14 protein-coding genes, 15 tRNA genes and 3 rRNA genes are annotated in these 26,772 nt (G+C 49.2%); 6 read left to right on the top strand and 26 right to left on the bottom strand.

The genetic code is table 11. From position 1 onward, the window contains the following. Positions 1 to 147: 147 nt before the first annotated feature. Positions 148 to 900 (top strand): 3'-5' exonuclease, encoded by a 753-nt coding sequence (locus MHH63_RS19990; protein ID WP_036686897.1) that lies wholly within the window; start codon positions 148 to 150, stop codon positions 898 to 900. A gap of 173 nt (positions 901 to 1,073) precedes the next feature. After that, positions 1,074 to 1,826: a MerR family transcriptional regulator gene (locus MHH63_RS19995; protein WP_339171494.1), complete on the top strand. Its 753-nt coding sequence runs from the start codon at positions 1,074 to 1,076 to the stop codon at positions 1,824 to 1,826. An 84-nt stretch (positions 1,827 to 1,910) separates the two neighbouring features. Here MHH63_RS19995 and aroD read toward each other — a convergent pair whose 3' ends face one another. Together aroD and rbsK are read right to left on the bottom strand one after the other, a co-directional pair. Continuing rightward, entirely contained in the window at positions 1,911 to 2,675 is a 765-nt protein-coding gene (gene aroD, locus MHH63_RS20000; RefSeq protein WP_076130672.1) for a type I 3-dehydroquinate dehydratase, read from the bottom strand. A 61-nt stretch (positions 2,676 to 2,736) separates the two neighbouring features. After that, a complete protein-coding gene (gene rbsK / locus MHH63_RS20005) occupies positions 2,737 to 3,666 on the bottom strand; it encodes a ribokinase (protein ID WP_218640434.1) in 930 nt (309 codons plus the stop codon). A gap of 256 nt (positions 3,667 to 3,922) precedes the next feature. On the opposite strand from rbsK, the gene glgP reads away from it, so the two are divergent. Further along, positions 3,923 to 5,539: an alpha-glucan family phosphorylase gene (gene glgP, locus MHH63_RS20010; protein ID WP_341172030.1), complete on the top strand. Its 1,617-nt coding sequence runs from the start codon at positions 3,923 to 3,925 to the stop codon at positions 5,537 to 5,539. A 262-nt stretch (positions 5,540 to 5,801) separates the two neighbouring features. After that, positions 5,802 to 7,259 carry a catalase KatA gene (gene katA / locus MHH63_RS20015; protein ID WP_076187446.1) on the top strand — a complete coding sequence of 486 codons (1,458 nt, stop codon included), beginning with the start codon at positions 5,802 to 5,804 and terminating at the stop codon, positions 7,257 to 7,259. A gap of 151 nt (positions 7,260 to 7,410) precedes the next feature. Here the strand turns inward: katA and MHH63_RS20020 are convergent, their stop codons facing one another. Continuing rightward, positions 7,411 to 7,605 carry a sporulation protein Cse60 gene (locus MHH63_RS20020; protein WP_036686883.1) on the bottom strand — a complete coding sequence of 65 codons (195 nt, stop codon included), beginning with the start codon at positions 7,603 to 7,605 and terminating at the stop codon, positions 7,411 to 7,413. A gap of 396 nt (positions 7,606 to 8,001) precedes the next feature. On the opposite strand from MHH63_RS20020, the gene MHH63_RS20025 reads away from it, so the two are divergent. After that, positions 8,002 to 8,457 (top strand): GreA/GreB family elongation factor, encoded by a 456-nt coding sequence (locus MHH63_RS20025; RefSeq protein WP_076130676.1) that lies wholly within the window; start codon positions 8,002 to 8,004, stop codon positions 8,455 to 8,457. Between the two features lie 69 nt (positions 8,458 to 8,526). Here MHH63_RS20025 and MHH63_RS20030 read toward each other — a convergent pair whose 3' ends face one another. The 19 genes from MHH63_RS20030 to MHH63_RS20120 form a co-directional block, all read right to left on the bottom strand. Next, positions 8,527 to 8,991: a YdeI/OmpD-associated family protein gene (locus MHH63_RS20030; protein WP_339189637.1), complete on the bottom strand. Its 465-nt coding sequence runs from the start codon at positions 8,989 to 8,991 to the stop codon at positions 8,527 to 8,529. Positions 8,992 to 9,092: 101 nt separating this feature from the next. Continuing rightward, positions 9,093 to 9,163, bottom strand: a tRNA-Gly gene (locus MHH63_RS20035). Between the two features lie 12 nt (positions 9,164 to 9,175). Continuing rightward, positions 9,176 to 9,249 (bottom strand) — tRNA-Pro (locus MHH63_RS20040). 32 nt (positions 9,250 to 9,281) lie between these two features. After that, positions 9,282 to 9,358, bottom strand: a tRNA-Arg gene (locus MHH63_RS20045). Positions 9,359 to 9,368: 10 nt separating this feature from the next. Then, positions 9,369 to 9,443: transfer RNA gene (locus MHH63_RS20050), tRNA-Gly, on the bottom strand. A gap of 7 nt (positions 9,444 to 9,450) precedes the next feature. Next, positions 9,451 to 9,535 (bottom strand) — tRNA-Leu (locus MHH63_RS20055). 15 nt (positions 9,536 to 9,550) lie between these two features. Next, a tRNA-Lys gene (locus tag MHH63_RS20060) sits at positions 9,551 to 9,626 on the bottom strand. A gap of 7 nt (positions 9,627 to 9,633) precedes the next feature. Beyond that, positions 9,634 to 9,708 (bottom strand) — tRNA-Gln (locus tag MHH63_RS20065). A gap of 16 nt (positions 9,709 to 9,724) precedes the next feature. Further along, positions 9,725 to 9,802: transfer RNA gene (locus tag MHH63_RS20070), tRNA-Asp, on the bottom strand. A 25-nt stretch (positions 9,803 to 9,827) separates the two neighbouring features. Then, a tRNA-Met gene (locus MHH63_RS20075) sits at positions 9,828 to 9,904 on the bottom strand. A gap of 71 nt (positions 9,905 to 9,975) precedes the next feature. After that, a tRNA-Met gene (locus MHH63_RS20080) sits at positions 9,976 to 10,052 on the bottom strand. A 15-nt stretch (positions 10,053 to 10,067) separates the two neighbouring features. Further along, positions 10,068 to 10,143, bottom strand: a tRNA-Val gene (locus tag MHH63_RS20085). A 6-nt stretch (positions 10,144 to 10,149) separates the two neighbouring features. Then, positions 10,150 to 10,221: transfer RNA gene (locus MHH63_RS20090), tRNA-Glu, on the bottom strand. 15 nt (positions 10,222 to 10,236) lie between these two features. After that, positions 10,237 to 10,329, bottom strand: a tRNA-Ser gene (locus MHH63_RS20095). Between the two features lie 5 nt (positions 10,330 to 10,334). Beyond that, positions 10,335 to 10,410 (bottom strand) — tRNA-Asn (locus tag MHH63_RS20100). 3 nt (positions 10,411 to 10,413) lie between these two features. Next, positions 10,414 to 10,490: transfer RNA gene (locus MHH63_RS20105), tRNA-Ile, on the bottom strand. A gap of 57 nt (positions 10,491 to 10,547) precedes the next feature. Further along, positions 10,548 to 10,664: ribosomal RNA gene (gene rrf / locus MHH63_RS20110) — 5S ribosomal RNA — on the bottom strand. Between the two features lie 145 nt (positions 10,665 to 10,809). After that, positions 10,810 to 13,735: ribosomal RNA gene (locus MHH63_RS20115) — 23S ribosomal RNA — on the bottom strand. A gap of 232 nt (positions 13,736 to 13,967) precedes the next feature. Beyond that, positions 13,968 to 15,525, bottom strand: a 16S ribosomal RNA gene (locus tag MHH63_RS20120). The 16S, 23S and 5S rRNA genes sit together here with 15 tRNA genes alongside, the layout of an rRNA operon. A 471-nt stretch (positions 15,526 to 15,996) precedes the next feature. Between MHH63_RS20120 and MHH63_RS20125 the strand changes: the two genes are divergently transcribed. Next, positions 15,997 to 16,284 carry a hypothetical protein gene (locus MHH63_RS20125; RefSeq protein WP_076302934.1) on the top strand — a complete coding sequence of 96 codons (288 nt, stop codon included), beginning with the start codon at positions 15,997 to 15,999 and terminating at the stop codon, positions 16,282 to 16,284. Positions 16,285 to 16,328: 44 nt separating this feature from the next. Here the strand turns inward: MHH63_RS20125 and MHH63_RS20130 are convergent, their stop codons facing one another. The 4 genes from MHH63_RS20130 to MHH63_RS20145 are packed head-to-tail and all read right to left on the bottom strand — an operon-like array spanning position 16,329 to position 26,770. Continuing rightward, complete coding sequence (locus MHH63_RS20130) at positions 16,329 to 19,076, bottom strand: alpha-mannosidase (protein ID WP_341172031.1); 2,748 nt, start codon at positions 19,074 to 19,076, stop codon at positions 16,329 to 16,331. 21 nt (positions 19,077 to 19,097) lie between these two features. Further along, positions 19,098 to 22,259 carry a beta-galactosidase gene (locus MHH63_RS20135; RefSeq protein WP_445321773.1) on the bottom strand — a complete coding sequence of 1,054 codons (3,162 nt, stop codon included), beginning with the start codon at positions 22,257 to 22,259 and terminating at the stop codon, positions 19,098 to 19,100. Beyond that, positions 22,256 to 23,575 (bottom strand): glycoside hydrolase family 125 protein, encoded by a 1,320-nt coding sequence (locus tag MHH63_RS20140; RefSeq protein ID WP_076277011.1) that lies wholly within the window; start codon positions 23,573 to 23,575, stop codon positions 22,256 to 22,258. The genes MHH63_RS20135 and MHH63_RS20140 overlap by 4 nt, the downstream gene beginning before the upstream one ends. 36 nt (positions 23,576 to 23,611) lie before the next feature. Next, entirely contained in the window at positions 23,612 to 26,770 is a 3,159-nt protein-coding gene (locus MHH63_RS20145; RefSeq protein WP_341172033.1) for an alpha-mannosidase, read from the bottom strand. Positions 26,771 to 26,772 lie beyond the last annotated feature (2 nt).

The following is a 26,772-nucleotide window of genomic DNA, read 5'->3' on the forward strand; positions in this document are numbered from 1 at the left end:
CAGTGCGCAGATGTTACGCTGGTTCATTTTTTTGTGCAAATATTAGCTTGTCTCCATATTCCCCATTACATCACTTTTTTTGTTAAAATAGAGAAGTCGACGTATTAAGCACTACAGCGTCAGTCATGGAAACGGAGGCAAGTACCTGTGGATTATATTATTCTGGACATCGAATTCAACGGCCGTAAGTTTGCCAGCGAGCACCCTATGGAGGTCATTGAGATTGGAGCCGTCCGGTTAGACTCTTCACTGCAGTATAAGGATGAATTTTCTTCCTTGATCAAACCTATATATTTCTCCACCCTGAATTCCTTTATTAAGAAAAAAACGGGTATCCCTCAAGAGGAAATCGACATTGCCGCCCGCTTCCCCAAAGTCATCACTGCTTTTAGAGAGTGGCTTGATCTAAGTACAGACGGAGTTCTGCTGCTTACCTGGGGTGGCGAAGACATGAAGCGAATCATTCAGGATGTGCGCATGCACAAGATGGACGAATCCTACTGGATGTCCGCTACGTATTTCGATTTGCTCAAAGGAGTTCTTCGTGCGCGTGGTCTTAGCAATGATGTCAGCGTGGAAAGCGCGATGGCATTGTTTGAGCTTGAGCCTACTGGATCTGCACACCGGGCGCTGGATGATGCACGGATGACGTCAGAGATCTTCCGCGCCGTGTTTAAGGATCTGGATTTTGAGCGTTCACAGCATTACGTAGATACCTTCTCCAATGCCAAAGAACGCAAAACAGTTAAGGTAGCCATAAAGGCTATGACCTCACAAAAAATTGTACCTACCTGGGACCTTGTCGTTGAACACTACTTCTCAGACAAAGCAACCCTTGCGGACCCTCGTAAGCTGGAGGAATTGCACAATTATTTCACAGCACAGATGGGCCATAAATAAATTCAAGCAGCAAAGCTTAACATTATAGACTTATTCATAGCAGCGGCAGACTTCCCCATGATCATTCAGAGGGTAGCTGCCGCTGTTTTGGATATGCTAAAAAAACCATTTGACCTTCACGTTACGTAAAGGTGTACATTTGATTTGTAGGAGGTGATACTACGGAATACACAGTGCAGAAGCTCGCAGAGTTAGCTGGAATCAGCACACGGACCCTGCGCTACTACGATGAGTTTGGCATTCTTAAGCCGGCGAGAATCAACTCTTCGGGGTATCGTATCTATGGCCGTACCGAAGTAGATCTACTACAGCAAATTTTATTTTATCGGGAGCTTGGCTTAAGTCTGAAACGTATCAAGGCTATTATGACAGAGCCCTCATTCGACGGAGCCAAAGCGCTGCGGGAGCATCATGACAAGCTACTGGAAAAAAGACAGCAATTAGATCTATTAATCGCTAACGTCGAAAAGACGCTGGCTCAAAAAGAAGGGAGAATTACCATGAGTGATACTGAAAAATTCGAAGGCTTTAAACAAAAGCTGGTAGATGACAACGAAAAGAAATATGGCCAAGAAATAAGGGAGAAATACGGAGATGACACCATTAATCAATCCAACCAAAAGCTTAAAGGAATGACAGAAGAACAATATGCCGCTATACAACAGCTTGAGGAAGAGATGTTCGAAACACTCTTGCAAGCAATGGAGCATGGAGACCCTGCCAGTGTATTAGCGCAAAAAAGTGCAGACCTACACCGTGAGTGGCTCTCCTTCTACTGGAATTCCTATTCCAAAGAAGCTCATGCTGGTGTTGCACAATTGTATGTTGATGATGAACGTTTTACCGAATACTATGACAAACGCCGCCCTGGACTCGCTGCGTTTCTAAGAGATGCCGTACATGTATATACGGGAAAAAATGCGTAAGCGCACGAACAATATTTTAAAATAGAAAAAGGCATCCGGATACTCCGGATGCCTTTTTTTTGAGGCAATAGCAATCAGCAGAAATCACAGACTGCGGTGCAGCAGCGACAATGTATTCCGAAGCTCAGCGACAGCTACCTGGCCAGGTGCAGAAGGTTTATGTGCAGCTCCGAAGGTAAGCGCTGAACCAAAAACTTCACCTGCCAAACGGCTGATCACCCCGGCTCCCGCCATAGACATCGTTATAATCGGACGGTCTGCATATTTTTCCTTCATGATATGTGTAGCTTCCAGCAAAGTTAACACATCGCCTGCATCTTGGGGCATAACGGCAATTTTAGGCAAATCCCCGCCAAGCTCCTGCGCCTTGCATAACCGTGAGATGATCTCCTCTTTAGGAGGTGTACCCTGAAAATCATGATTTGAAATAATGACAGACACGTTATGAGCATGAGCAGCTTCGACCAGTAGCTTTACATCCTGCTCATCATTAAATAGTTCAACATCTATTATATCTACTAGACCGCTCTCGGCAGCAGCTTTATTCAGTGCTGTGTAATATTCCGTGCTGACTTGCTTCTCTCCACCTTCTTTTGCACTCCGAAAAGTAAAAATCAGCGGCAGATCTGGAATCACAGAACAGATTTCGCTTAGTGCGTTCTTTACAGCTGCAACGTCTTCCACTTCAGCAAAAAAATCCGTCCGCCACTCCACCAAATCAGGTTGCAGTACTTTCAGCGCTTCCGCTTCCTGCTTCAGCTCAGACAAGGTCGCTCCAATTAGCGGAACACATATCTTAGGGATTCCTTCGCCGATGATCACATTTTTAACGGTTACTGTTCTGCTCATTATTTAAGCTCCTTATCCTATCTCATCTAGTATAGATCTTGAATATCCTGTACTGTCTATTCTACAGCGATTTACGTTTTAGAAACTGCTCGACCTCGGACAACTGCGGCAATGAAGGGATCGCCCCTTCTTTCCCTACAGCCAATGCACCTACAGCATTAGCGAAGCTCACGGCTTCCTCCAAGGTCTTCCCTAAGACCAGCTGCTGGGCTAATGCGCCATTAAATGAGTCACCGGCAGCAACTGTATCTACCGCCTTTACCGGGAAGCCTGGAACAGCCTTGGCACCTTCAGCATTCACAATCAGGGCACCTTTTGAACCCAAGGTTACAATTACGTTCTGTACTCCTTTTTGCAGCAAAATACGGGCTGCCTGCTCAGCAGTCTCTGCGCTATCCACAATCATTCCGGACAAAATCCCGGCTTCCGTCTCATTAGGTGTCAGGTAAGATACCTGAGCCAGCATCTCATCCTTTAGCACTCTAGCTGGTGCAGGATTAAGGATGACCGGAATCCCCTTACGATGGGCAATCGCAATCGCCTGCTCACTCATCGCCAGATCCATTTCAAGCTGCAGCACAATGATCTTAGCCTGGCTAATCACAGCCTCCAATGCCTGAATATCCTCTACCGTAAGCTCAATATTCGCTCCAGGTACCACGATAATCCGATTTTCTCCATCTTCTTCAATAACGATTGAGGCGACTCCTGTTGCCTCATGTTCACTTACAGAAATATGCTCTATATGAATGCCTTCATTCCTGATAATCTCCAGCATTTCGCTACCAAAGGTATCTTTTCCAACTCTTCCGATCATACTAACCTCTGCACCCAGACGTGCTGCGGCAACGGCCTGATTTGCCCCTTTTCCGCCAGGAGATAGAGCAAAGGCTTGTCCAATCAGGGTTTCTCCTGCATTTGGTGACCGGTTTGTACGTACCACCATATCCATATTCAAGCTTCCAATCACAACTATATCCAACTTAGACACCACCATTAATTATTTCTTCAATCTCTTTATCTTAGGGGCTTCTGTCCACTTTATCAATCAATTCCGCTCAATTGGATTCAAAATGGTTGTTTTCACCAAATTGACGTTATGCTTTTATTCATCGAGTGTGCTAGAATAGTGGTGCAATCGCTTCCACAATGATTGGCTGCACTATTTTGAGCAAACGTTTGCACCTAAGATAATGCCCGCAGCTTCACTGCAATTTAATCTAATCCGTGATTAGGAGGCTTATCAAGTGAACGAACAAAAATTACCGTCAGTCGCTTATTTTAGTATGGAGTACGGGCTGCATTCCGATTTCAAAATGTATGCCGGAGGTCTGGGCATTCTTGCCGGAGACTACATCAAGGGTGCAAAAGATATCAACGCCCCTATCATCCCTATTGGGCTGAAGTGGAAACAAGGTTACACGGACCAAAAGATTGATGCCAATGGCAATCCGTACGACTCCTATCACAATTATGTTTATGAGTTTCTTGAAGATACAGGGGTTAAGGTAACTGTTAAAGTCCGAAAAACCGATGTGGTATGCAAAGTATGGAAAACTGATTATTTTGGCAACAGCACATTGTATTTACTGGATACGGATATTCCCGAGAATAATGATGCCTGGATCACAGGCCAATTGTACGGCTGGTTCGGCGAAGAACGGATCGCACAAGAGATCGTACTTGGGATTGGTGGAGTCAAAGCTATGCGTGCACTGCAAATCCCTATTGATGTCTATCACTTCAATGAGGGTCATGCGGCTCTAGCGGCTATCGAGCTAATCCGTGAAAAAATGTCCGGAGGCCATACCTTCGAAGAAGCGTGGAAAGCTACTCGCGAAGAAGTCGTATTCACTACCCACACACCAATCAAAGAAGGCAACGAAACCCATCCTCTCGACCGACTTGAGTATATGAGTGCGTTCAACGGCTTAACCCGTGACCAGATGGAGCGGATCGGCGGCGAGCCATTTAATATGACGGTTGCAGGTTTAAGGCTATCACGTATCTCCAACGCAGTAGCCCAGCTACACGCCGATACGGCTAATAAAATGTGGAAGGAAGTAGCCGGAAGATCAGAAATTATAGGCATTACTAATGCCATCCATACTCCTACCTGGGTAGATGATAGAATGACGCAAGCCTACGAACAGGATGGAGACTTATGGGCAGTGCATAAAGAGATCAAGGGCGAACTGATCCAGTTCATCAAAGAACGTTCCGGCATTAGCTTAAATGCTGACAATCTACTCATCGGCTTCTCACGCAGAGCTGCTCCATATAAACGAAGCGACCTGATCTTCTCGCAGCCAGAAATTATCGAACCTTATCTGGAGTCTGGAAAGATACAAATTGTATTCTCCGGCAAAGCGCACCCACTCGATGATAACGGTAAAAAAATCGTCAGTAACCTAGTAGCGATGATGAAAAAGTATCCAAAGAGTGTTGTGTTCCTCGAGAATTACGATATGACGATTGGCGCCCAGCTGACGCGCGGTACTGATATTTGGCTCAACAATCCACGCAGACCATTGGAAGCCAGCGGCACCTCCGGGATGAAAGCAGCTATGAACGGTGTATTGAACTGTTCTATTCTGGATGGCTGGTGGCCGGAAGCCTGCATCGATGGTGAGAATGGCTGGCAGATTGGAGACGGCTTCGAAGCTACAGACTTTGAGGTGCTGGATAAGCATGATAGTGATGCACTGTACGACACCTTATTGAAACGTGTACTCCCAACCTTTTACGAGAATCGTGAACAGTGGGTACAAATGATGAAAAAGAGTATCGAAACCACCCGTACGGAGTTTGCCACCAAAAGAATGTTAGATGAATATTACAACAGAATGTACATTAAAGCCTAAGTACAAGAACCGAATATCTTCTATATCAAAAAATACAGCGCACCCCTTCAGTGATGGTAGGGATGCGCTGTTTCTTTTTTAATTCTGCTAAGTAATTAATCACTTTGTCTATCATATATATCTGAATGTGCCAACGCTGTAATGACGATTACCACATATTGTAATGAGTCAATTATTTAAAAAGTGTTGCAATTTCTCTAAAAAACATTAATATAGAACTTATACTAAATCTAAAATCAAATCTCATGAGGTGATTCTATTAATGAGCTCCAATAATAATAATCTTACAACCAGCTGGGGTGCTCCAGTAGGCGACAATCAGAATTCAATGACAGCCGGTGACCGCGGTCCCACTTTACTGCAAGATGTCCATTTGCTTGAGAAATTAGCCCACTTTAACAGAGAACGTGTTCCTGAACGTGTCGTTCATGCTAAAGGTGCAGGCGCTCACGGGTATTTTGAAGTTACAAAAGATCTAACCCAATACACAAAAGCTAACTTTTTGTCTGAAGTAGGCAAACGTACACCGTTGTTCATTCGTTTTTCTACTGTAGCTGGTGAATTAGGTTCTGCTGATACCGTACGCGACCCTCGTGGATTTGCCGTGAAGTTCTATACTGAAGAAGGAAACTATGATCTCGTAGGTAACAATACGCCTGTATTCTTCGTTCGTGATGCGATTAAATTCCCGGACTTTATTCATACACAGAAACGTGATCCACAGACACATCTGAAGAACCCGAATGCTGTATGGGACTTCTGGTCTTTATCGCCTGAATCTCTGCATCAGGTAACGATTTTGATGTCGGATCGCGGAATTCCAGCTACGCTGAGACATATGCATGGGTTCGGTAGCCATACCTTCAAGTGGGTAAATGCCGAGGGCAATGCAGTCTGGGTGAAATACCATTTCAAAACAGAACAAGGCATTAAGAATCTAGATGCAGACCTTGCTGCCAAAATCGCTGGGGAAAACCCGGATTATCATACAGAGGACTTGTTTAATGCTATTGATAAAGGAGATTTCCCTGCTTGGAAGCTCTACGTGCAAATTATGCCAATCGAGGATGCGAAGACTTACCGTTTTGATCCATTTGATGTAACAAAGGTCTGGTCGCAAAAAGATTATCCGTTAATCGAGGTTGGACGTATGGTATTGGATCGCAATCCGGAGAACTACTTTGCTGAAGTAGAACAAGTTACATTCTCCCCCGGCTCTTTCGTTCCTGGTATTGAAGCTTCGCCTGATAAATTGCTACAAGGCCGTCTGTTCGCTTATGGTGATGCACACCGTCACCGGGTTGGTCCCAACCATAACAGTTTACCTATCAACCGTCCAAAAGTAGAAGTGAAGAACTATCAACGTGATGGTGGCATGGCCTTGGGCAACAATGGCGGTTCCGGTGCCTATTACGAGCCTAACAGCTTAGGAGGACCTAAAGAATCACCGCAGCATAAAACATCGCCGTTCGAAGTCTCTGGTTATGCGGATAGTGTCTCCTACAATAGTGACGATCACTATACACAACCAGGTGACTTGTACCGTCTAATGTCTGAAGAAGAACGTACCCGTCTAGTTCAAAATATCGTTGGCGCTATGACTCCTGTTGAAAGTAACGATATCAAACGTCTCCAGATTGAGCATTTCTTTAAAGCTGATCCAGACTTGGGACAGCGTATCGCATCCGGTTTGGGTTTATCTGTACCAGACGGAATGTAAGATTGTAAATGCACTTATAAACTAAAGAGGACCTTTGCCCGTAGATGGGAAAGGTCCTCTTTTTGCTAATTAGCTGAAAACATAATAAATGATGACAATCACAACGCCCAGCGTGGAGACAATGGATAGACATGAAAAAAACGTGTTCCAGTTATTGCCTTTCATTTGTCTTATACACGACCAGTATAGTGGTTCTTTGGTGCTCTGCCCCATCACGTGATGATTTAACTACCGAACCGTAACAGATATTCACAATCTGTTCCTCCCGTAGTCCTGCCAGGAACTCATTAGCTTTATTCTCTGCATAAGAATTATCAGCATCTACAAACTCTTTAACTTGAATCATCCTGATCTCCTCCTTTAATAAATTAAGTAGTTATTTTATAGTTCTGGAATCTATATGTGAACTCAACGAAATGTACATGGCGTATCACTCCCCAGGTAACAATTAATGTAAAAATATCTTCAAAATACAGTATAGGCATTTCGCAGTTTTCTACGAAATGCCTATGCATCAGCCTATCATAGCACCCAAGTATGTAATAGTCAAAGGTTTTCATTACAATATTTAGAAGGTTTTAATTCCCCTTTTAAAATGGATTGGATTTACAAATAGAAGCTGGTATACTGATCAGAAGGTCTCCATTGGGGGACCTCTATTTGTATAGGAGGGATTTTAAGATGGCAACACACCATAACAGGTTTACAAGGAATGTGCTACTTAGAGGGGGTGAAATCTACTATGAACCATAGTCTTATCTATGAAGGCTCACGGACACAGCTGCTTCAGCAGCTTATCTATTTTGATGAGGAAAAAATCGCATTTCTAAATCAGTACTTTCCGGTACGGAGCAAGGATAGAAGCAACGCTGAAACGCTGTTATCCCGTTATTGCTCCGAGCTGGAACAATTACTAACTGAGTTCAATGGTGAAGATTTAAATTCACAGGTCTTTATCGGAAGTCAGCTGCAGCTTCGTTACTTGGACGATAATACTACAGATATCTATACCATCGTATTTCCTAACCAAGCAGAACCTAACAATAACAAGATTTCTATGTTGTCACCTATAGGCATGCAGCTGCTGCTGGCTGAGCTCGGCAGTACTTGTCAGCTAGCGATTCCTTCAGGTCAACTAGAGGTGAAGATCGAAAGCATTAAGTTCGTGAATAATGGTGAAGTAGGCGTTCTTATATAAGGACGATCCCTTATATACCCACTACAGCAGCGTCCCTTTCCAGATATTAAGGAGGAGGACGCTGTTCTATTATTTAAGCCTCAAACCTACTTCCAGCTTATTAACTGACTTCTGGATCCTTGCTGCTCTGGTTTCCGGTCTTTTCGCCCCTTCGATCCAGCTCACATATTCCTTCCGATAGGAATAAGCCAAGCTGTTATAATATACCTCTGCCTGCTCATTGCTGCTTAGTGCGTCCAGAAAATCTTCTGGAGCTTCTATCTCTCGCAATTGATGATCTTGTTCCATTGTCACCCGAACTATATCTCCAGGTTGAGCATGGGCTAAGTCTCGCAGTTCTTTTTTTACGACCATAAAATGTTTCCCATTACCATGCGGCATGAGTGTTCCTTTATAGGGAATGTCATTCAGGCTTCCTTTAACTTGTATCCTTGATTTAGTTTCATATATTTGTTCAGCGTCAAAAGGAACCGTAAGATATGTCCAACTCCCATTCGTATCTGGTCTGACTAACCTTGCTTCAAATTCAAACATTGGCCGCTCCTCAAATAAAATCTCTAGTTCCTATTGTATCCATACGTGCTTAACTATACAAAAAAACACCCGCCTAATACCGGCAGGTGTTTCTCTTTATAAGCGGGTGATGGGAATCGAACCCACGCTATCAGCTTGGAAGGCTGAAGTTCTACCATTGAACTACACCCGCAAAGGTATAAAATCGGGATGACACGATTTGAACATGCGACCCCCTGGTCCCAAACCAGGTGCTCTACCAAGCTGAGCTACATCCCGTTAACAATACTATAACTGCTTAGTAATAAAAATGGCGCGCCCTGAGAGATTCGAACTCCCGGCCTTTTGATTCGTAGTCAAACGCTCTATCCAGCTGAGCTAAGGGCGCAAAATCTATATGGAGCGGACGACGGGAATCGAACCCGCGACCCTCGCCTTGGCAAGGCGATGCTCTACCGCTGAGCCACGTCCGCAAAAACATGGTGCGCGTGAAGGGACTCGAACCCCCACGTCGTGAAACGCCAGATCCTAAGTCTGGTGCGTCTGCCAATTCCGCCACACGCGCACACTTTAAAGAAAATGGTGAGCCATGAAGGACTCGAACCTTCGACACCCTGATTAAAAGTCAGGTGCTCTACCAACTGAGCTAATGGCTCTCATAAATGGCTGGGGATATAGGATTTGAACCTATGCATGACGGAGTCAAAGTCCGTTGCCTTACCGCTTGGCTAATCCCCAATAATAATTAACTAAATGGCGGAACCGACGGGATTCGAACCCGCGATCTCCTGCGTGACAGGCAGGCATGTTAGGCCAACTACACCACGGTTCCATAGACATAATGCATAAGTGTAAATTGGTTGCGGGGGCAGGATTTGAACCTGCGGCCTTCGGGTTATGAGCCCGACGAGCTACCGGGCTGCTCCACCCCGCGTCATTAATTAGTATATACTATTCATTTTCACCATACCAGCTTATCCCTAAACATAATGTATAAGAGTAAATTGGTTGCGGGGGCAGGACTTGAACCTGCGACCTTCGGGTTATGAGCCCGACGAGCTACCGGGCTGCTCCACCCCGCGTCAGTGAAAAAAATATGGTGGAGGCTGAGGGGATCGAACCCCCGACCCTCTGCTTGTAAGGCAGATGCTCTCCCAGCTGAGCTAAGCCTCCATGATATGACCCGTATGGGATTCGAACCCATGTTACCTCCGTGAAAGGGAGGTGTCTTAACCCCTTGACCAACGGGCCATGCTAATAATTTTATGGCGGAGAGAGAGGGATTCGAACCCTCGAGACGCTTGTGGCGCCTACACGATTTCCAATCGTGCTCCTTCGGCCAAACTCGGACACCTCTCCATAAATGGCTCCCCGAACAGGACTCGAACCTGTGACAACTCGATTAACAGTCGAGTGCTCTACCAACTGAGCTATCAGGGAATATGGTGGGCCTTAGTGGACTCGAACCACCGACCTCACCCTTATCAGGGGTGCGCTCTAACCAGCTGAGCTAAAGGCCCTTCTAAGACATATTAATATTAAGGGCAAAAAAAATACCACGGGTAATGTGGTTGTCCGCTTGGCGGCGTCCTACTCTCCCAGGACCCTTCGGTCCAAGTACCATCGGCGCTGGAGGGCTTAACGGTCGTGTTCGGGATGGGTACGTGTGGAACCCCTCCGCTATCGCCACCAAACGGGCATTTACAGCGTAAATGCTCAGGCTTAATCGCCTGAAAACTGAATCCGAATTGAATTTGCGTCGCCCGTCATCTCTTCGGGGCCCCCGGAAAGTATTCGGAATTAGCTTCGCAGCCTTTTCTTCACTTTTTGGGGTATTTTTAGGATAAGCCCTCGACCGATTAGTATTGGTCAGCTCCATGCATTGCTGCACTTCCACCTCCAACCTATCTACCTCGTCGTCTTCAAGGGGTCTTACTAATTGGGAAATCTCATCTTGAGGGGGGCTTCACGCTTAGATGCTTTCAGCGCTTATCCCGTCCGTACGTAGCTACCCAGCCATGCTCCTGGCGGAACAACTGGTGCACCAGCGGTACGTCCATCCCGGTCCTCTCGTACTAAGGACAGCTCCTCTCAAATTTCCTGCGCCCACGACAGATAGGGACCGAACTGTCTCACGACGTTCTGAACCCAGCTCGCGTACCGCTTTAATGGGCGAACAGCCCAACCCTTGGGACCTACTTCAGCCCCAGGATGCGATGAGCCGACATCGAGGTGCCAAACCTCCCCGTCGATGTGGACTCTTGGGGGAGATAAGCCTGTTATCCCCAGGGTAGCTTTTATCCGTTGAGCGATGGCCCTTCCATGCGGTACCACCGGATCACTAAGTCCGACTTTCGTCCCTGCTCGACTTGTAGGTCTCGCAGTCAAGCTCCCTTATGCCTTTGCACTCTGCGAATGATTTCCAACCATTCTGAGGGAACCTTGGAACGCCTCCGTTACTCTTTAGGAGGCGACCGCCCCAGTCAAACTGCCCGCCTGACACGGTCCCCGTACCCGATAAGGGTACTAGGTTAGAACCTAGATACGATCAGGGTGGTATCCCAACGGCGCCTCCACCGAAGCTTGCGCTCCGATTTCTACGGCTCCCACCTATCCTGTACAGATCGTACCCAAATTCAATATCAAGCTGCAGTAAAGCTCCATGGGGTCTTTCCGTCTTGTCGCGGGTAACCTGCATCTTCACAGGTATTAAAATTTCACCGGATCTCTCGTTGAGACAGCGCCCAAGTCGTTACGCCATTCGTGCGGGTCAGAATTTACCTGACAAGGAATTTCGCTACCTTAGGACCGTTATAGTTACGGCCGCCGTTTACTGGGGCTTCGGTTCATAGCTTCGGGTTACCCCTAACCACTCCCCTTAACCTTCCAGCACCGGGCAGGCGTCAGCCCGTATACTTCGCCTTGCGGCTTCGCACAGACCTGTGTTTTTGCTAAACAGTCGCTTGGGCCTTTTCACTGCGGCCCCCTCGTGCTATTCACACTACCGGGGCACCCCTTCTCCCGAAGTTACGGGGTCATTTTGCCGAGTTCCTTAACGAGAGTTCTTCCGCGCGCCTTAGAATTCTCTTCTCGCCTACCTGTGTCGGTTTGCGGTACGGGCACCTTCTCCTGGCTAGAGGCTTTTCTTGGCAGTGTGAGATCATGACCTTCGCTACTACAATTTTCGCTCCCCATCACAGCCCAGCCTTAATGATGTGCGGATTTGCCTACACATCAGCCTCACTGCTTAGACGGACATCCATCAGTCCGCGTCACTACCCTCCTGCGTCACCCCATCGCTCATAGCGGATTACGGTGGTACAGTAATTTCAAACTGTTGTCCTTCGACTACGCCTTTCGGCCTCGCCTTAGGTCCCGACTTACCCTGAGCGGACGAGCCTTCCTCAGGAAACCTTGGGCTTTCGGCGGATCAGATTCTCACTGATCTTTTCGTTACTCATACCGGCATTCTCACTTGTGTAGTGTCCAGCGCTCTTTTCAGTACACCTTCAACCCCTACACAACGCTCCCCTACCCCAGATACATAGTATCTAGCCATAGCTTCGGTGGTGTGTTTAGCCCCGTTACATTTTCGGCGCAGAGTCACTCGACCAGTGAGCTATTACGCACTCTTTCAATGGTGGCTGCTTCTAAGCCAACATCCTGGTTGTCTGTGCAACTCCACATCCTTTCCCACTTAACACACACTTGGGGACCTTAGCTGATGGTCTGGGCTGTTTCCCTTTTGACAATGGATCTTAGCACTCACTGTCTGACTCCCGGCAATAAGTATATGGCATTCGGAGTTTGACTGAGCTTGGTAATCCTTGCGGACCCCGCACCCAATCAGTGCTCTACCTCCACTACTCTTATACCGAGGCTAGCCCTAAAGCTATTTCGGGGAGAACCAGCTATCTCCGAGTTCGATTGGAATTTCTCCGCTACCCCCACCTCATCCCCGCACTTTTCAACGTACGTGGGTTCGGGCCTCCAGTGCGTGTTACCGCACCTTCACCCTGGACAGGGGTAGATCACACGGTTTCGGGTCTACGTCCACATACTAATTCGCCCTATTCAGACTCGCTTTCGCTGCGGCTCCACCTTCTCGGCTTAACCTTGCATGTTAAACGTAACTCGCCGGTTCATTCTACAAAAGGCACGCCATCACCCATTAATAGGGCTCTGACTTTTTGTAAGCACACGGTTTCAGGTTCTATTTCACTCCCCTTCCGGGGTGCTTTTCACCTTTCCCTCACGGTACTGTTTCACTATCGGTCGCCAGGTAGTATTTAGCCTTAGCAGATGGTCCTGCTGGATTCATACGGGGTTTCACGTGCCCCGCACTACTCGGGATCCGTCTCGGAGAGAATACAGTTTAGGTTACAGGGCTTTTACCTCTATCGCGGGCCTTTCCAGACCTCTTCACCTACCATATTCCTTTGTAACTCCATGTGAGACGTCCCACAACCCCTAAGAGCAAGCTCTTAGGTTTAGGCTGTTCCGCGTTCGCTCGCCGCTACTGACGGAATCACTATTGTTTTCTCTTCCTCAGGGTACTTAGATGTTTCAGTTCCCCTGGTCTGCCTCTACATTTCCTATGTATTCAGAAATGAGTAACTGCGAATTACCACAGCTGGGTTTCCCCATTCGGACACCCCCGGATCAAAGCTTGCTTACAGCTCCCCGAGGCAGTTTCGTTGTTCGCCACGTCCTTCGTCGGCTCCTGGCGCCTAGGCATCCTCCGTGTGCTCTTATTAGCTTAACCTTGATTCTTCCAAAGAAAAATCTCACTAATAACATTTACTTGTTTGCACAAGTTGCTAAAAGATGTTCTAAAACGCAAATTCGTTTCAGTATCCAGTTTTCAAGGATCAAGTCTTACTTGAGAGCTTAAACTCTCAAAACTGAGCAACGAGTGAGTAACAGGCCTAAACCTGAGTTTTGGAAGCTTAGCTTCCGATTTGAATGTCCTCATTGCAGAGAACGATTCTCCATAGAAAGGAGGTGATCCAGCCGCACCTTCCGATACGGCTACCTTGTTACGACTTCACCCCAATCATCTACCCCACCTTCGGCGGCTGGCTCCCTTGCGGGTTACCCCACCGACTTCGGGTGTTGTAAACTCTCGTGGTGTGACGGGCGGTGTGTACAAGACCCGGGAACGTATTCACCGCGGCATGCTGATCCGCGATTACTAGCAATTCCGACTTCATGCAGGCGAGTTGCAGCCTGCAATCCGAACTGAGACCGGCTTTGATGGGATTGGCTCCACCTCGCGGCTTCGCTTCCCGTTGTACCGGCCATTGTAGTACGTGTGTAGCCCAGGTCATAAGGGGCATGATGATTTGACGTCATCCCCACCTTCCTCCGGTTTGTCACCGGCAGTCACTCTAGAGTGCCCAGCATTACCTGCTGGCAACTAAAGTTAAGGGTTGCGCTCGTTGCGGGACTTAACCCAACATCTCACGACACGAGCTGACGACAACCATGCACCACCTGTCTCCTCTGTCCCGAAGGCCGCCACTATCTCTAGTGGATTCAGAGGGATGTCAAGACCTGGTAAGGTTCTTCGCGTTGCTTCGAATTAAACCACATACTCCACTGCTTGTGCGGGTCCCCGTCAATTCCTTTGAGTTTCAGTCTTGCGACCGTACTCCCCAGGCGGAGTGCTTACTGTGTTAACTTCGGCACCAAGGGTATCGAAACCCCTAACACCTAGCACTCATCGTTTACGGCGTGGACTACCAGGGTATCTAATCCTGTTTGCTCCCCACGCTTTCGCGCCTCAGCGTCAGTTACAGCCCAGAAAGTCGCCTTCGCCACTGGTGTTCCTCCACATATCTACGCATTTCACCGCTACACGTGGAATTCCACTTTCCTCTTCTGTACTCAAGCCACCCAGTTTCCAGTGCGACCTCAGGTTGAGCCCAAGGTTTAAACACCAGACTTAAATAGCCGCCTGCGCGCGCTTTACGCCCAATAATTCCGGACAACGCTTGCCCCCTACGTATTACCGCGGCTGCTGGCACGTAGTTAGCCGGGGCTTTCTTCTCAGGTACCGTCACTCCGGTAGCAGTTACTCTACCGGACGTTCTTCCCTGGCAACAGAGCTTTACGATCCGAAAACCTTCATCACTCACGCGGCGTTGCTCCGTCAGGCTTTCGCCCATTGCGGAAGATTCCCTACTGCTGCCTCCCGTAGGAGTCTGGGCCGTGTCTCAGTCCCAGTGTGGCCGTTCACCCTCTCAGGTCGGCTACGCATCGTCGCCTTGGTGGGCCGTTACCCCACCAACTAGCTAATGCGCCGCAGGCCCATCCCTCAGTGACAGATTGCTCCGTCTTTCATTCTTCTCTCAGGAGAAAAAAGAAATTATCCGGTATTAGCTACCGTTTCCGGTAGTTATCCCAGTCTGAAGGGCAGGTTGCCTACGTGTTACTCACCCGTCCGCCGCTAAGTTATTTTGAAAGCAAGCTTTCAAAATAACTCCGCTCGACTTGCATGTATTAGGCACGCCGCCAGCGTTCGTCCTGAGCCAGGATCAAACTCTCCAATTAGTATTGAAAAGAGCGATATGCTCATTTTGAAACATCTGACGAGAAAATTAATTCTCTAATTTGGATTTCACTTACGTGATTTCCTACTCACTCGTTGTTCAGTTTTCAAAGATCAAGTTCTCGTTGGCGCCGTTTAATGTCTCAGCAGCAACTCTTATACTATATCATGTTCGGCTATTTAATGTCAAGCTCTTTTTTCAACTTCTTTTTCGAGCTCGGCATGCGTACTTCTTGGCCGGACTTAGAATATATCATGTATAGAGATCCATTGCAAGCTTTATTTTAAAAAACTAAACACATACTTCTCCGCAATTGTATCGCAACCGTATTCCCCTTTTCCGCGTCTATCTATTTAACATCAGAGCCCCTTCATACATAGGTATCAATTCCATTATTTTTTGGCAAAGAGGTGATTCATATAAAGACCTTGCATGATCTCTAGCTTCCCTCTAAAAGGAGGTTGGAGAATCAATGAGCAGAAGTGTGAAAAAGCAACCCGTGTGCAGCGACCAACAGAAAGATGGTTCATCATGGGCTAAAAAACAAGCCAATAAAGCCGTCCGCCGTTACCCTGGCGACATCCCTAAAGGGAAATGGTATCAGAAACTGTATAACAGCTGGAACATTTGCGACTACAGCTTTTACCAAACTAAACAGCAGGCGATTCATGAATGGGAAACAAACAATTGGATCCAGATGAGATTCCCCTCCCGCCAAGAGGCCATTCAAGATTGGCACAAGTCTTATAGAAGAAAGTAAATCAAAAGATGCCCTGGCAGGGAAGCGCCGGGGCATCTTTTTACCTAGAAGCTTAATTTCGCACCTACAGTTACAATCTCAGATGGTCCGACCTCTAAGTGGTGAACCGAAGACGTTACTCCTTGTAAAGCAGGGTTAGGCTGCTCTAAGATATTGCTTTTAAATAAATACTCTTGAGGACTGTTCACTTTCAGTTGCAACTCTGTCTGCTGAGCGGACATATTGTACCAACGCAAAAACAAGTCGCCGGAAGTTCCGTTCATTTTCATGGATGAGAAGGCCATGTTGTCTCCCTCCCAAACCAATGGGGTATATCCAGAGTTCAACTTCCCGCTATGCAGGCCGGTCTGACATACCGTCCAAGGAGTCTGGAATTGATAGGCCTCTGTAAATGCCCGCTGTTCACTTCCCTCACCAGAATGAGGAATCAGCTCCAGTTGTGCTGTATATTCGCCCAGGCACTGAGCTTCCGGTGTTGGGAACCAGCCCCAATCCCCCAATTCCCCTACGCTGCGTAGCAAGGTGACGGCAATAGTATTGCGTCCATCCCGCAGAACCTCATATTCGTTCAATCCCTGATTGGCTACCGTAAGTCCTACATCGCCATTGCTGACATCCACAAAGGATTGCTGATGTTGAGTGTTGCTCGGATTTGCCCATTCTGGTGCTGGATTATTATCTCGGGTAGCCACTTCAAACATAGAATCCACACGATGCACATCGGTAGACAGATCGGTCGGGAACAGCATTCGTATCCGGTGATCCTTGGCTTGGTTATTAATTGTGGATTCAATATGCACACCTTTGCCTTCCCGCTCCAGCGATACGACGGTACGAAGCTTCAAAACCACCGTATTTACACTCCGCTGCGCTTTACGCTCAGGATAATACACAAGTGCACGCTGTTCCGCCTCCAAGGTGTCATCCGCCGAAGCCGGAATCTCCCAATCTATTCGGATCTCAATGGCCGCACGGAAGGGAGAGTCTTCAATCACCTTAATAACTGCAGGCTGGCCTTTGGTCGTCAGCGCTTGTTCACCTTCTGGCTGCTTGTACATGTATTCATTGCCTACATCTCCGGTATTCTCGTAAATCCCCAACTCACGATAAGTGGTACCGCTATGCTTATCCAATAACGTAAATGAACCATCCTCAGCAACAACTACCTTGAGAGATGCATTCTCCAAGCTGCGCTCTCCTTCTATTAAAGAGCTTTCCTGAGTGGATTCCGTAGTTGATTGTACCCAAGCGTAAGTACAGAGCCCAAGTGCAGGCACATTGCGTGCTTCAAAAGTAAGTCTCACCTTGCGGCACATATACGGCTGGCGGAATTGGTCATCAGGCAGATCATAACCAAAGCTTAAACCCAGATCTTCCACTGTAGACGCTAATTCCTCCCCTGTGTGATCGACGAGAATCCTGCCGGACAAATCAACAGCCAGCATTCTGCGGGCGGTCTCATCCAAAGGATAACCCTCGCGCAGATATAACCGTTCAGCATCCAGCTCTATAGTTACCGTTCCCGTACGCTTCCACCCCGTGGTATTCATCACTATAAAAGGAACTGCATCTTCCCCGTATGCGGAAAAGCCAGAAGTCTCCACTTGATCTGCGATAAACTTAGCACTGTCATCTATGATGCTCTCAGCAACATGCCGGCTTTTATCAAAACGAGTTACCATCTCACGATGCACTTCATCCACACTACAACCACAGATACTGTCATGCGGATGGTTCTGCATCAGCGTCTTCCAGGCATAGGTGAATAGATGGTGCGGGTAGTCCTGTCCGGACAGGCGGGCGATGGAGGCCAGCGGCTCGGCTACTTTTTCCAAAAGAGTCTGGCCCAGCTGGTTCATCTGCTTCAAATAAACCCGGGCTGAGGCTGTGTTCACTAAGGTGCCCCATCCGTCTGTACGCTGGCTGCGCAGTTCCCCTGTAACGGTGGAGAGCTCCTGCTGACCCGAGGATAATTGCTGATCCAAGGCTTGCAGATAGTCCGGGAAATTTGAATGCACGAACTTCACTTCAGGGTATAGCTTTTCGGCGGTGCGGATAGCTTCCGGCAAATCCAATTGCAGAGGCTGGTGGTCGCACCCGTTCATGAACAATAACTCCCCCGTTGAAGCATACTTCTCTGCATCAGCAAGCTTACGGTCCCAGAATTCCCGAGCCGCACCTTCCTCAACAGGAACTTCATTGCCGTTAGAATACCAGTTGGCAAATAGGATACCGAGAATTTTGGATCCATCCGGTCCTTCCCAGATCAGCTCGGAGAAAGAGGACTCATAACCTGCATCCGATACAGTGTTGTTAAATCCCGTAGGCTTCACCCCGCGTCCAAAAAAAGCATTCGTAATCCCTGACTGCAACATCAGCTGCGGAGTCTGTCCGACCAATCCAAAGGTATCAGGAAAATAACCGATTTTGGAAGGCTCACCGTATTTCTCGGCATCCTGATGGCCGATCTGCATATTCCGCACATTTGCCTCGCCGCTCGTCAGGAATGCATCCTGCAAAATGTACCAAGGTCCAATCAAGATTCGCCCATCCCGGATATACTTCTCCAGCTTCTCTTTGTTCTCTGGCCGAACCTGAAGATAATCCTCCAGAATAATGGTTTGCCCATCGAGGTAAAAACTGCGGAAGGCGGAATCTCCGTCCAGCTTCGCAAGCAGTGCATCCACCAGCTGAACCAGACGGACGTGGTGTTTCTCATAGGGTAGATACCATTCACGGTCCCAGTGAGTATGGGACACGATATGGGCTGTTTTGGTTGTTGTGTGGGTCATCTGTGTGTACACCTCAGTTCTTCAGCATTTATTAAGCGTAATGTTAACCTTTTCAGGTCTGTAGACAGCTACCAGCTTGCCCGCTGAATCTGCTGCAAACAACACCGAACGTTCTTTCTCCAGTAAAAATGAGTAATGAGCTCCAGTTGTAGGATCTTTTATTTCAAGTCCGGCATCCCAGGCGTATTCAGATACGAAGATATACAATGAACCTTCTGCAAAAGCAAGCTTTCGCCCGTACACACCTGGCAGGTCTCCCCCGCTGATCCATTCCAGCCCGGTTTCGATACCTGCGGCTTGTGCAGCATATTGGTAGAGCGCGGCGATCGGCTCGTCGCGGTCATTCAGTTCTAAAGGTAGCGGGCACCAGATCAGGCGACCTATACCAAGCTGGCGTTCGATGAGGTGATCACCCACACCACCTGAGCTAGACGAATCAACATCTGCATTTGCTGGCGTTTCTTTGACTAGCTCCGCGATTCGCTTCTGTCCATAGGACACCGCAAACTTGCGTCCGTTCAATAGAAGCTGCTCCTCACGGCGCATGTTACCAAGTTTACGGGCTCCTACTATTGCGTCCATACGATCCGAAGGCTGCCAATACGCATCAACCCCCAATGCTCCAGTAATGAGCAGAACGGCACCTGTACGCTCCACTATGTCCAGCAATTGCTGAAGGGCGTCATTATCCAGATTGTGCACACTCGGCAGGAGAATCAACTTAGCCGGCTCTGCCTCCAGCGGAGCCAGATCGTATTCCGATACGGCGCGGAAAGGCAAATGAAGCTGATTAGATAAGATCCGCGTCAGGCGGGTAGTCGCATCATAGGCGAGCTTCCGGTTAGAGAAGTCATTAGAGTAAGGGAAAACCACGGCAATCTCTTCCAGCTTCCGCCCGTCAAATAATCCCCCGGCTTCGCCGATGAACCGCCCAAAATCATAAGACACATCCGCTTCCGGCTTCTCAGTCCCATCGGCCCGCAGCGCACCGATCTGTGATTCATTGGCATTATCCATATAAAAGTTCGTGTTCCAGATCCATTGCACAGCCCCGGCACCTCCAGAAGCAAACGCATAGGCATATTTGCGCTCCAGCATGGCCCGCAATTCTTCCTCACTGCGTTTAGCCCGTCCGTCTGGCGTCTCTACGTACATGATGCCGGTCTCCTGAATGAGGTTCGGTTTATGATGGGTTTTGGCAAAAATTCCATCCCAGAGCAGATTGTCATTCAACCACCAGCTGTGAACAGTGGTGTAATCGACATCGCGCTCATAAAAGAACGGCGATGGCCGTTGGGCACCTAAAGCCTCATCCTGCCCTACGGTCACTAAATGATCTGGGCAGAGTTCCTTGATAGTCCCGCTAAGCTCCCTTGCCCATACGTTGTGCATGTCCATGGAGAACAGGCAGTAGTCGAGCCAACGTGTGCCGCGCTTCCCGGAATGAATATCCTGCACACTAAAGTTAATCTCTTCTCGCTCAGGAGGTTGTGCAGCCGCAAAATCCGGCAATTCCAGCGGCGTCATATTCCAGCGCTCTTGCAGCAAAGTTATATCACCATGGCGTTCTTCCAGCCAAGCAGAGAAAGCAGCGTGTTCATATTTATCTCGCGCCGAGCTCGGTCCGTCCGAGAAAATCCGCGGCGGATCGAACATTGACGGTTCATTGATCAAATCCCAATCCACATGGGTTGTCGTGCGATGCCGTGCGATGATGGAGCGGATGAACCGTTTTTGCGCTTCTACACTGCGCGGATCGAGATAAGGATTCGTCCCTTCCCAAGTCTCCGGTGTAAAGGAGAAGAACGTAAAGGTTACCTGCAGCTCATGCCGCTTCGCAGTCAGTAGAAAAGCATCAATCGCCCGCAGCACTTCTTCCGAGGCATGACCGTCTACCTGCATAATATTGCGGTAGGCTGTCCAGATGCCGGTACGAATCCAGTTGATGCCTGCCTTCCGCATCTGTGCCATATCCCGATCCCAGACATCAGCATTTGGCAGGAATAGAAACTTCCGCGCTACGTCAGAGGTCATATAAGTCATGCCGACAACAGGTAAAGGCTGACCGTCTTTGATAAAATAATCTCTTCCAGCCTTAATCGGTTCCCCCTGCGATAACAGGCCCACGTCATATCCCCAAAAGCCTTGACGCAACATCCGCACTTCGCCTTCTTCCGATACAGCATGGCAAGAAAGATGATACAGGCCAGGTTGAATTTTTATAGCAAGCGGTACACGTAGGAAGTTCAGCTCGCGACTGACCTCAAGCTTGCACTCGTGAGTGAAACATGGGATAGACTCCCCGTCTTTGTTCAGAGTGATGTTCAGGGTCCACTGCGCTGATGTCGGTGACGATTGGCTACGGCTTAGCCGCTGACCCTGCAAAAACAGCAGCGGCCGCTCGCCTTCTTCATAAGAAGCATAGTTAGGCTTCAGCCACAGCTCTGTTACTCCCCGAGCGGCAAAGGTTGCCCAGCGGGTTAATGCTTCCGTTCCGCCTTGATTCCAGAAATCAGGCGTAAGCGGTTGGCCGATGAAGATCCAACGGCCACCGGCAAAAGGCCCGCCGATATGCTCCCACAGCACAGCTGGAGCTGAAACTTCCCGCCCGGCGGCGGTAATGCCCTTAAGCAGCGGGTAGATCCGCGTGTCCATGGGTCCACTGGAACCCATCTGCTCCGGCAGGTCACTGCTTTTAGTGACATGCGGCACCAGGTTCCAGGTATCCGCCAGAGCCAGCAGCTGCTCATCGCCTACGAAGAGCGGAATGTCTCTAAGCGCGACATGCTGCTGTATGCGATCTGCGCTGCTCACCTGCAGCGCTTCATGGATATGCAGCTGGCGGTGATAGGCAGTCTGCTCAGCTTCGATCCGCCACTCTTCAGCGACTAGGCGGACTGGATGCTTAAACGGGGCACCGCCAATGCTGATCAAGCTGCCGCCTCTGCTCAAATAAGCGACGATGGAAGGCCAAGCTTCCTTTGGGAAGTATGGAGCATGGAAGCTAACGAAGCAGTCCCCGGCCTTGGCGCTGTCCAGCGTTTCGGCCAGCTTTGCTGCATGAACAGGAGGGTCAGTATGATGTATTCCTATAGACTGTGCCTGTTCCGCTGTCAGTCCGCCCGCTGCGGTATACCCGGGAAAAGACGGGTCCGCGAACAGGATGATACGGCCCCCGCTCACAGAATACCTTCCTTCATCGCCCGATAGACAAGCTGCGAGAACAAACTGTTCGACCATGCAAACCAGCTGCGGGTAAATACACTAGGATCATCCACATGGAAGCCTTCATGCATATATCCGGTTCCGGCATCCGTACTTTCCAGCATGGCAATCAGTCCCAGCTTCTCTTCGGCAGTCTGAGCCGTAATGCCCTGCATAGACAACGCCATATGCCAGATATAATTCTCCGGAGTGTGCGGGCTGCCGATCCCTTTGGCAGCTGTGCCTTCATAATAGAACGGATTTTCTTTGCTCAATGCGAAACGTCTGGTGTTCTGGTAGATGGGATCATCCGCCGAAGCGTAACCCAGATACGGAATGGAGATCAGTCCGGGCGTTCCCGCATCGTCCATTAGGCAGTAATTGCCGAAGCCGTCGGTCTCATAAGCATAAATCGGACCAAACTCCGGATGGCGATAAATGCCATAGAGCTTGATGCCATGATCCACTTCAAATTCCAGCTCTTTAAGTTCAGCCAGGAAGTCTAGATCGCGGAAGACCCACTCCGCGAATTCCTGCATCTGGCGCAGCGCGACAACAGCGAACATATTGCCAGGAATGTTGTAGTGGAAATCACAGGCATCATCGCTCGACCGGAAGCCCGACCAGATCATTCCGGTATAGTTCACCGGCATGCCGAGACCGCTATTGCGCAGAGAATCTTCCGGAATGCCGTTATTGCGGCTGAACCGGTACGGAGACTGCTCGAAATGCCGCTGCTCTCTTTTGAACAAATCGAAAATCTGGCGCATGGCCGACTTGAACCCAGCGTCGAAGAAATCAGTCAGGCCCGTCTCTTTCCAGTAGGTATAAGCGAGGCGCACAACAAAACATAACGAATCAATCTCAAATTTACGCTCCCACACCCATGGCGACATCTCGGTCACATCCGTAGTGTTCCAGTGCCAGTCATTGGCCGACTCATTAAATGCATTGGCGTAAGGATCGATATGAATATACTGAATATGGCGTTTGATAAGACCGCCGATAATGCGCTGGAGATCGGGATCGTTTTTGGCCAGAGGCACGTATTGAATTACCTGCTCCACTGAATCACGCAGCCAGGAGGCCGGAATATCGCCGGTAATCACAAAGGTGGTTCCGTCATCCAGCAGTTTAGTCGTCGTCTCCAGCGTATTCGGAAAACAGTTCTTGAACAGCTGCAACAGCTTCGGGCGATGTGCCAGCTTCTCCTCTGCTTCGGCAAGTACTTCTTGCACAGCCTGCGGCAGCGGCAGCTGGGGCATTGCTATTTTGGGTAATCGGAATTGTTCCAAGTGAGATATGCTCCTTTGCATCTGTGATGTGATTATTTAATTTCTGATGTAAATTGTTTTGATCTCGTAAGGGGCAAAGTGAAGTTCCAATTCACCGCCAGCCGTATGTTCGATCAGTTCCAGCTGCTCTTCCAGAGCATTGGACAGGTAGACGCTCTGAACTGGATGCTGCCATTGGAGCTGAACCTGCTCACGGCCTCCCGAGGATTCGTAGAAACGGAGAACAGTCCCCTGCCCGTCCTCGGATGGCTTAATCGTATCCAGCACCACATGCTCACCGGAGAATCCAATAAATGAGCCTGTTGGCGGCAGCTGCCCCTGTGTTGATGAAGCGGCAAAAGTATACAGCTCATGATTTAGCTCTGCTGCACGGCGAACAGTATGAGCCTCCCGCCAATCCCCACGGTGCGGATATAGCGAATAGGTGAAGTCGTGCTCGCCGAGATCCGCAGTAGCATCCGGCCATTTCGGCGCGCGCAGGAGCGACAAGCGAATGGTACTGCCTTGGATGTCATAGCCGTATTTGCAATCATTCAGCAGACTGACGCCATATCCACGTTCGGATACATCGGCAAAACGGTGCCCGCAAACCTCATACTGCGCCTGCTCCCAGCTGGTGTTGCGGTGGGTCGGACGTTCCAGCGCACCAAATGGAATCTCGTAAGTCGCCTTATCCGTCACAACATCAATCGGAAACCCTACCTTAAGCAGCTTATGGGCTTCGTTCCAGCTCACATGCGTCTGGAAATCAATCCGGGGATTATGGTGATGTAGAATCATATCCTGAGTAATCTCGGATTGGCCCAGCTTCCAGCGGAAGCGCAAAATATCCTGCACCGCACCAGTGCGGATCACTGCCTTTTCTATAAGTTCAGCCTCCCCGGCGGGTTGGGCTTCATAACGGTTGTCAATGTCCCAGGCATCCCAAAGCGTCGGACGGTCGTGGAAAAAGTGGAAGCGGTTCGCCGGCTCACCGGATTTTACGATCTCCCGGTTTCCTTTTTTATCAAAAAGACTGGTGATTTCTCCCCGCTCGTTAAAGGTAATACGATAATAGTCCGTCTCCCAACGGTCGCCGAAGGGAACAGCTCCTACAGCTGTTTGATTATGTTCAGCAGCGGCAGATTCTGCATTATTTTCAACGGATGTGTTCTGAGACAGATCACGAATCCAGATCGTTTTGTAACCAAAGGCTGGAATCTCCGGAACGAGAACCGAGACACCAGAAACTGCTGTCTCCTCCGTCAGGACATCTGCTTCCAGCAGTACGTTATCCTCGCCATACACCGCAAAGTTTCCGCTAGCGACTCCTTCTTCATTGAGGGCAAGTTCGACCACGGCATCCCGCATCCAACCCAAACCATTAAAAACAATGTAAGGTGTACCTTCGCCTGTCGTGTTAATGTTCCCGGCCAATGCCGCAAGCCCCGGCTGAAGCGCATCACGGCCAAGCTCAAATACCTCTGCGTATTCCTTCTCCGAGGTCTCGTAAGCTTCGGTAATCGCCGAGCCCGGAATAATATCATGGAACTGGTTCAACAAAATCAGCTTCCAGCCCTGATGCAGCTGCCCGGCAACTACGGCATGTTGCTCCGTGTCCAGCTGCGGCGAAGCTAATGTCTGCCACAGCTCCGCTTCACGGTACAACACTTCCGCCTTGCGGTTGTTCCGCTTGTTGCGGCCGTGCGTAGTGTAGGTGCCGCGGTGCAGCTCCAGATACAGATCGCCCCGCCACTGCGGCAGCTGCGGCTGACAGCGTGTAATGCCTGCGAAGAAATCCGCGGCATTACTGTATTTACTCTCCGGCTGGCCGACCATTAGCTCGGCACGCTGGATATATTCCAGCATCTCGCGGGTGACCCCGCCGCCGCCGTCACCATGCCCATAGAGCAGCATCTGCTCATTATGTTTATCTTTTTCGCGGAAGGACTGATAGTGTTCATGCACATCTTTGGGCAGCGTATTCTCATTGACCCCATGATTCAGGTAAGACAACATCGGCGTGCCGTCAATGCCGACCCAATGGAACAGATCGTAAGGGAAGACATTTGTGTCATTCCAGCCCAGCTTGGTGGTCATAAAATATTTGATGCCACCATGCTGCAGAATCTGCGGCAGAGAAGCGCAGTAGCCGAAGGTATCCGGCAGCCACTCAATCTGCGAGGTGCGCCCGAACTCTTCGAGATAAAAGCGTTGACCATATAGCATTTGCCGCATCAACGATTCTCCGCTCGGAATGTTCAGATCCGGTTCGATCCACATCCCACCGACCAGTTCCCAGCGTCCTTCACGGATGCGTGCCTTGACCTTCTCATAGAGTACCGGGTCATTGTCTTTCAAATATTCGAACAGCAGCGGCTGGCTCTGCGCATATTGATAGTCAGGATATTCGTCCATCAGGGCATTCACCGTCGAGAACGTCCGGCTCGTCTTGCGCACGGTCTCGCGCGCAGGCCACAGCCAGGCAATATCGATATGGGACTGGCCCACCATGTGGATTGTTCCTTCGGCATGACCGCCGATCTCCCCGACTCTGCCCCGCAGCTTCTGCTCGATTCGCGAAATCTCACCACCCTCGCGCATCTCCTGCGTGGTAAGGCCAACGAATTGATCCATTGCCACATACAAAGCTTCCAGCATCCGCTTACGGCGCTGGTCCTGCTCAGGCAGCAGAATTGCCGAATCGCGAATCACTACTGCCGTGTACATTAGACTCTGCACAGGTCTATTCACCAGCACCAGCTGGCTGTGGATCATCCGAATCGGCGGCTGGATCACCGCCTGTTGATTTAATGGGTCCACCGGCTCGGGGACCGGATCGAAGAGTTCGATTTCCAGGTCCAACGGACGGCCAGATGGATCACCTGTCAGGGTCACAAAGGTATGATTGCGGTCAAGTCCTTGCCGCGATTCACCGTTCACCCGCAGCAGCCCTTCCCCACCTGAAGCAAAAATCAGCCCGATGTGGCCCGGCAGCCAGTTAGCCGGAATCTCCAAAGTACGGCGGAAGAAATAGGTCGTTCCTTGCACACTCGGGAACAGATCATAATTGCTGCCGTCCTTATAAGGCTGCAGCTTGTCATACTGTCCCGGCAATTGATACACCGAGGACAGAATCTCCCAATCGCGCAATTCCTGCACCTCTAGCCATTGCTGCTCGGAGAGCTCGCGGATGAAGCGTTTAATGCGTTCCATGT

It is taken from the genome of Paenibacillus sp. FSL H3-0310, assembly GCF_038002785.1.
Classification (GTDB): Bacteria; Bacillota; Bacilli; order Paenibacillales; family Paenibacillaceae; genus Paenibacillus_AQ; species Paenibacillus_AQ odorifer.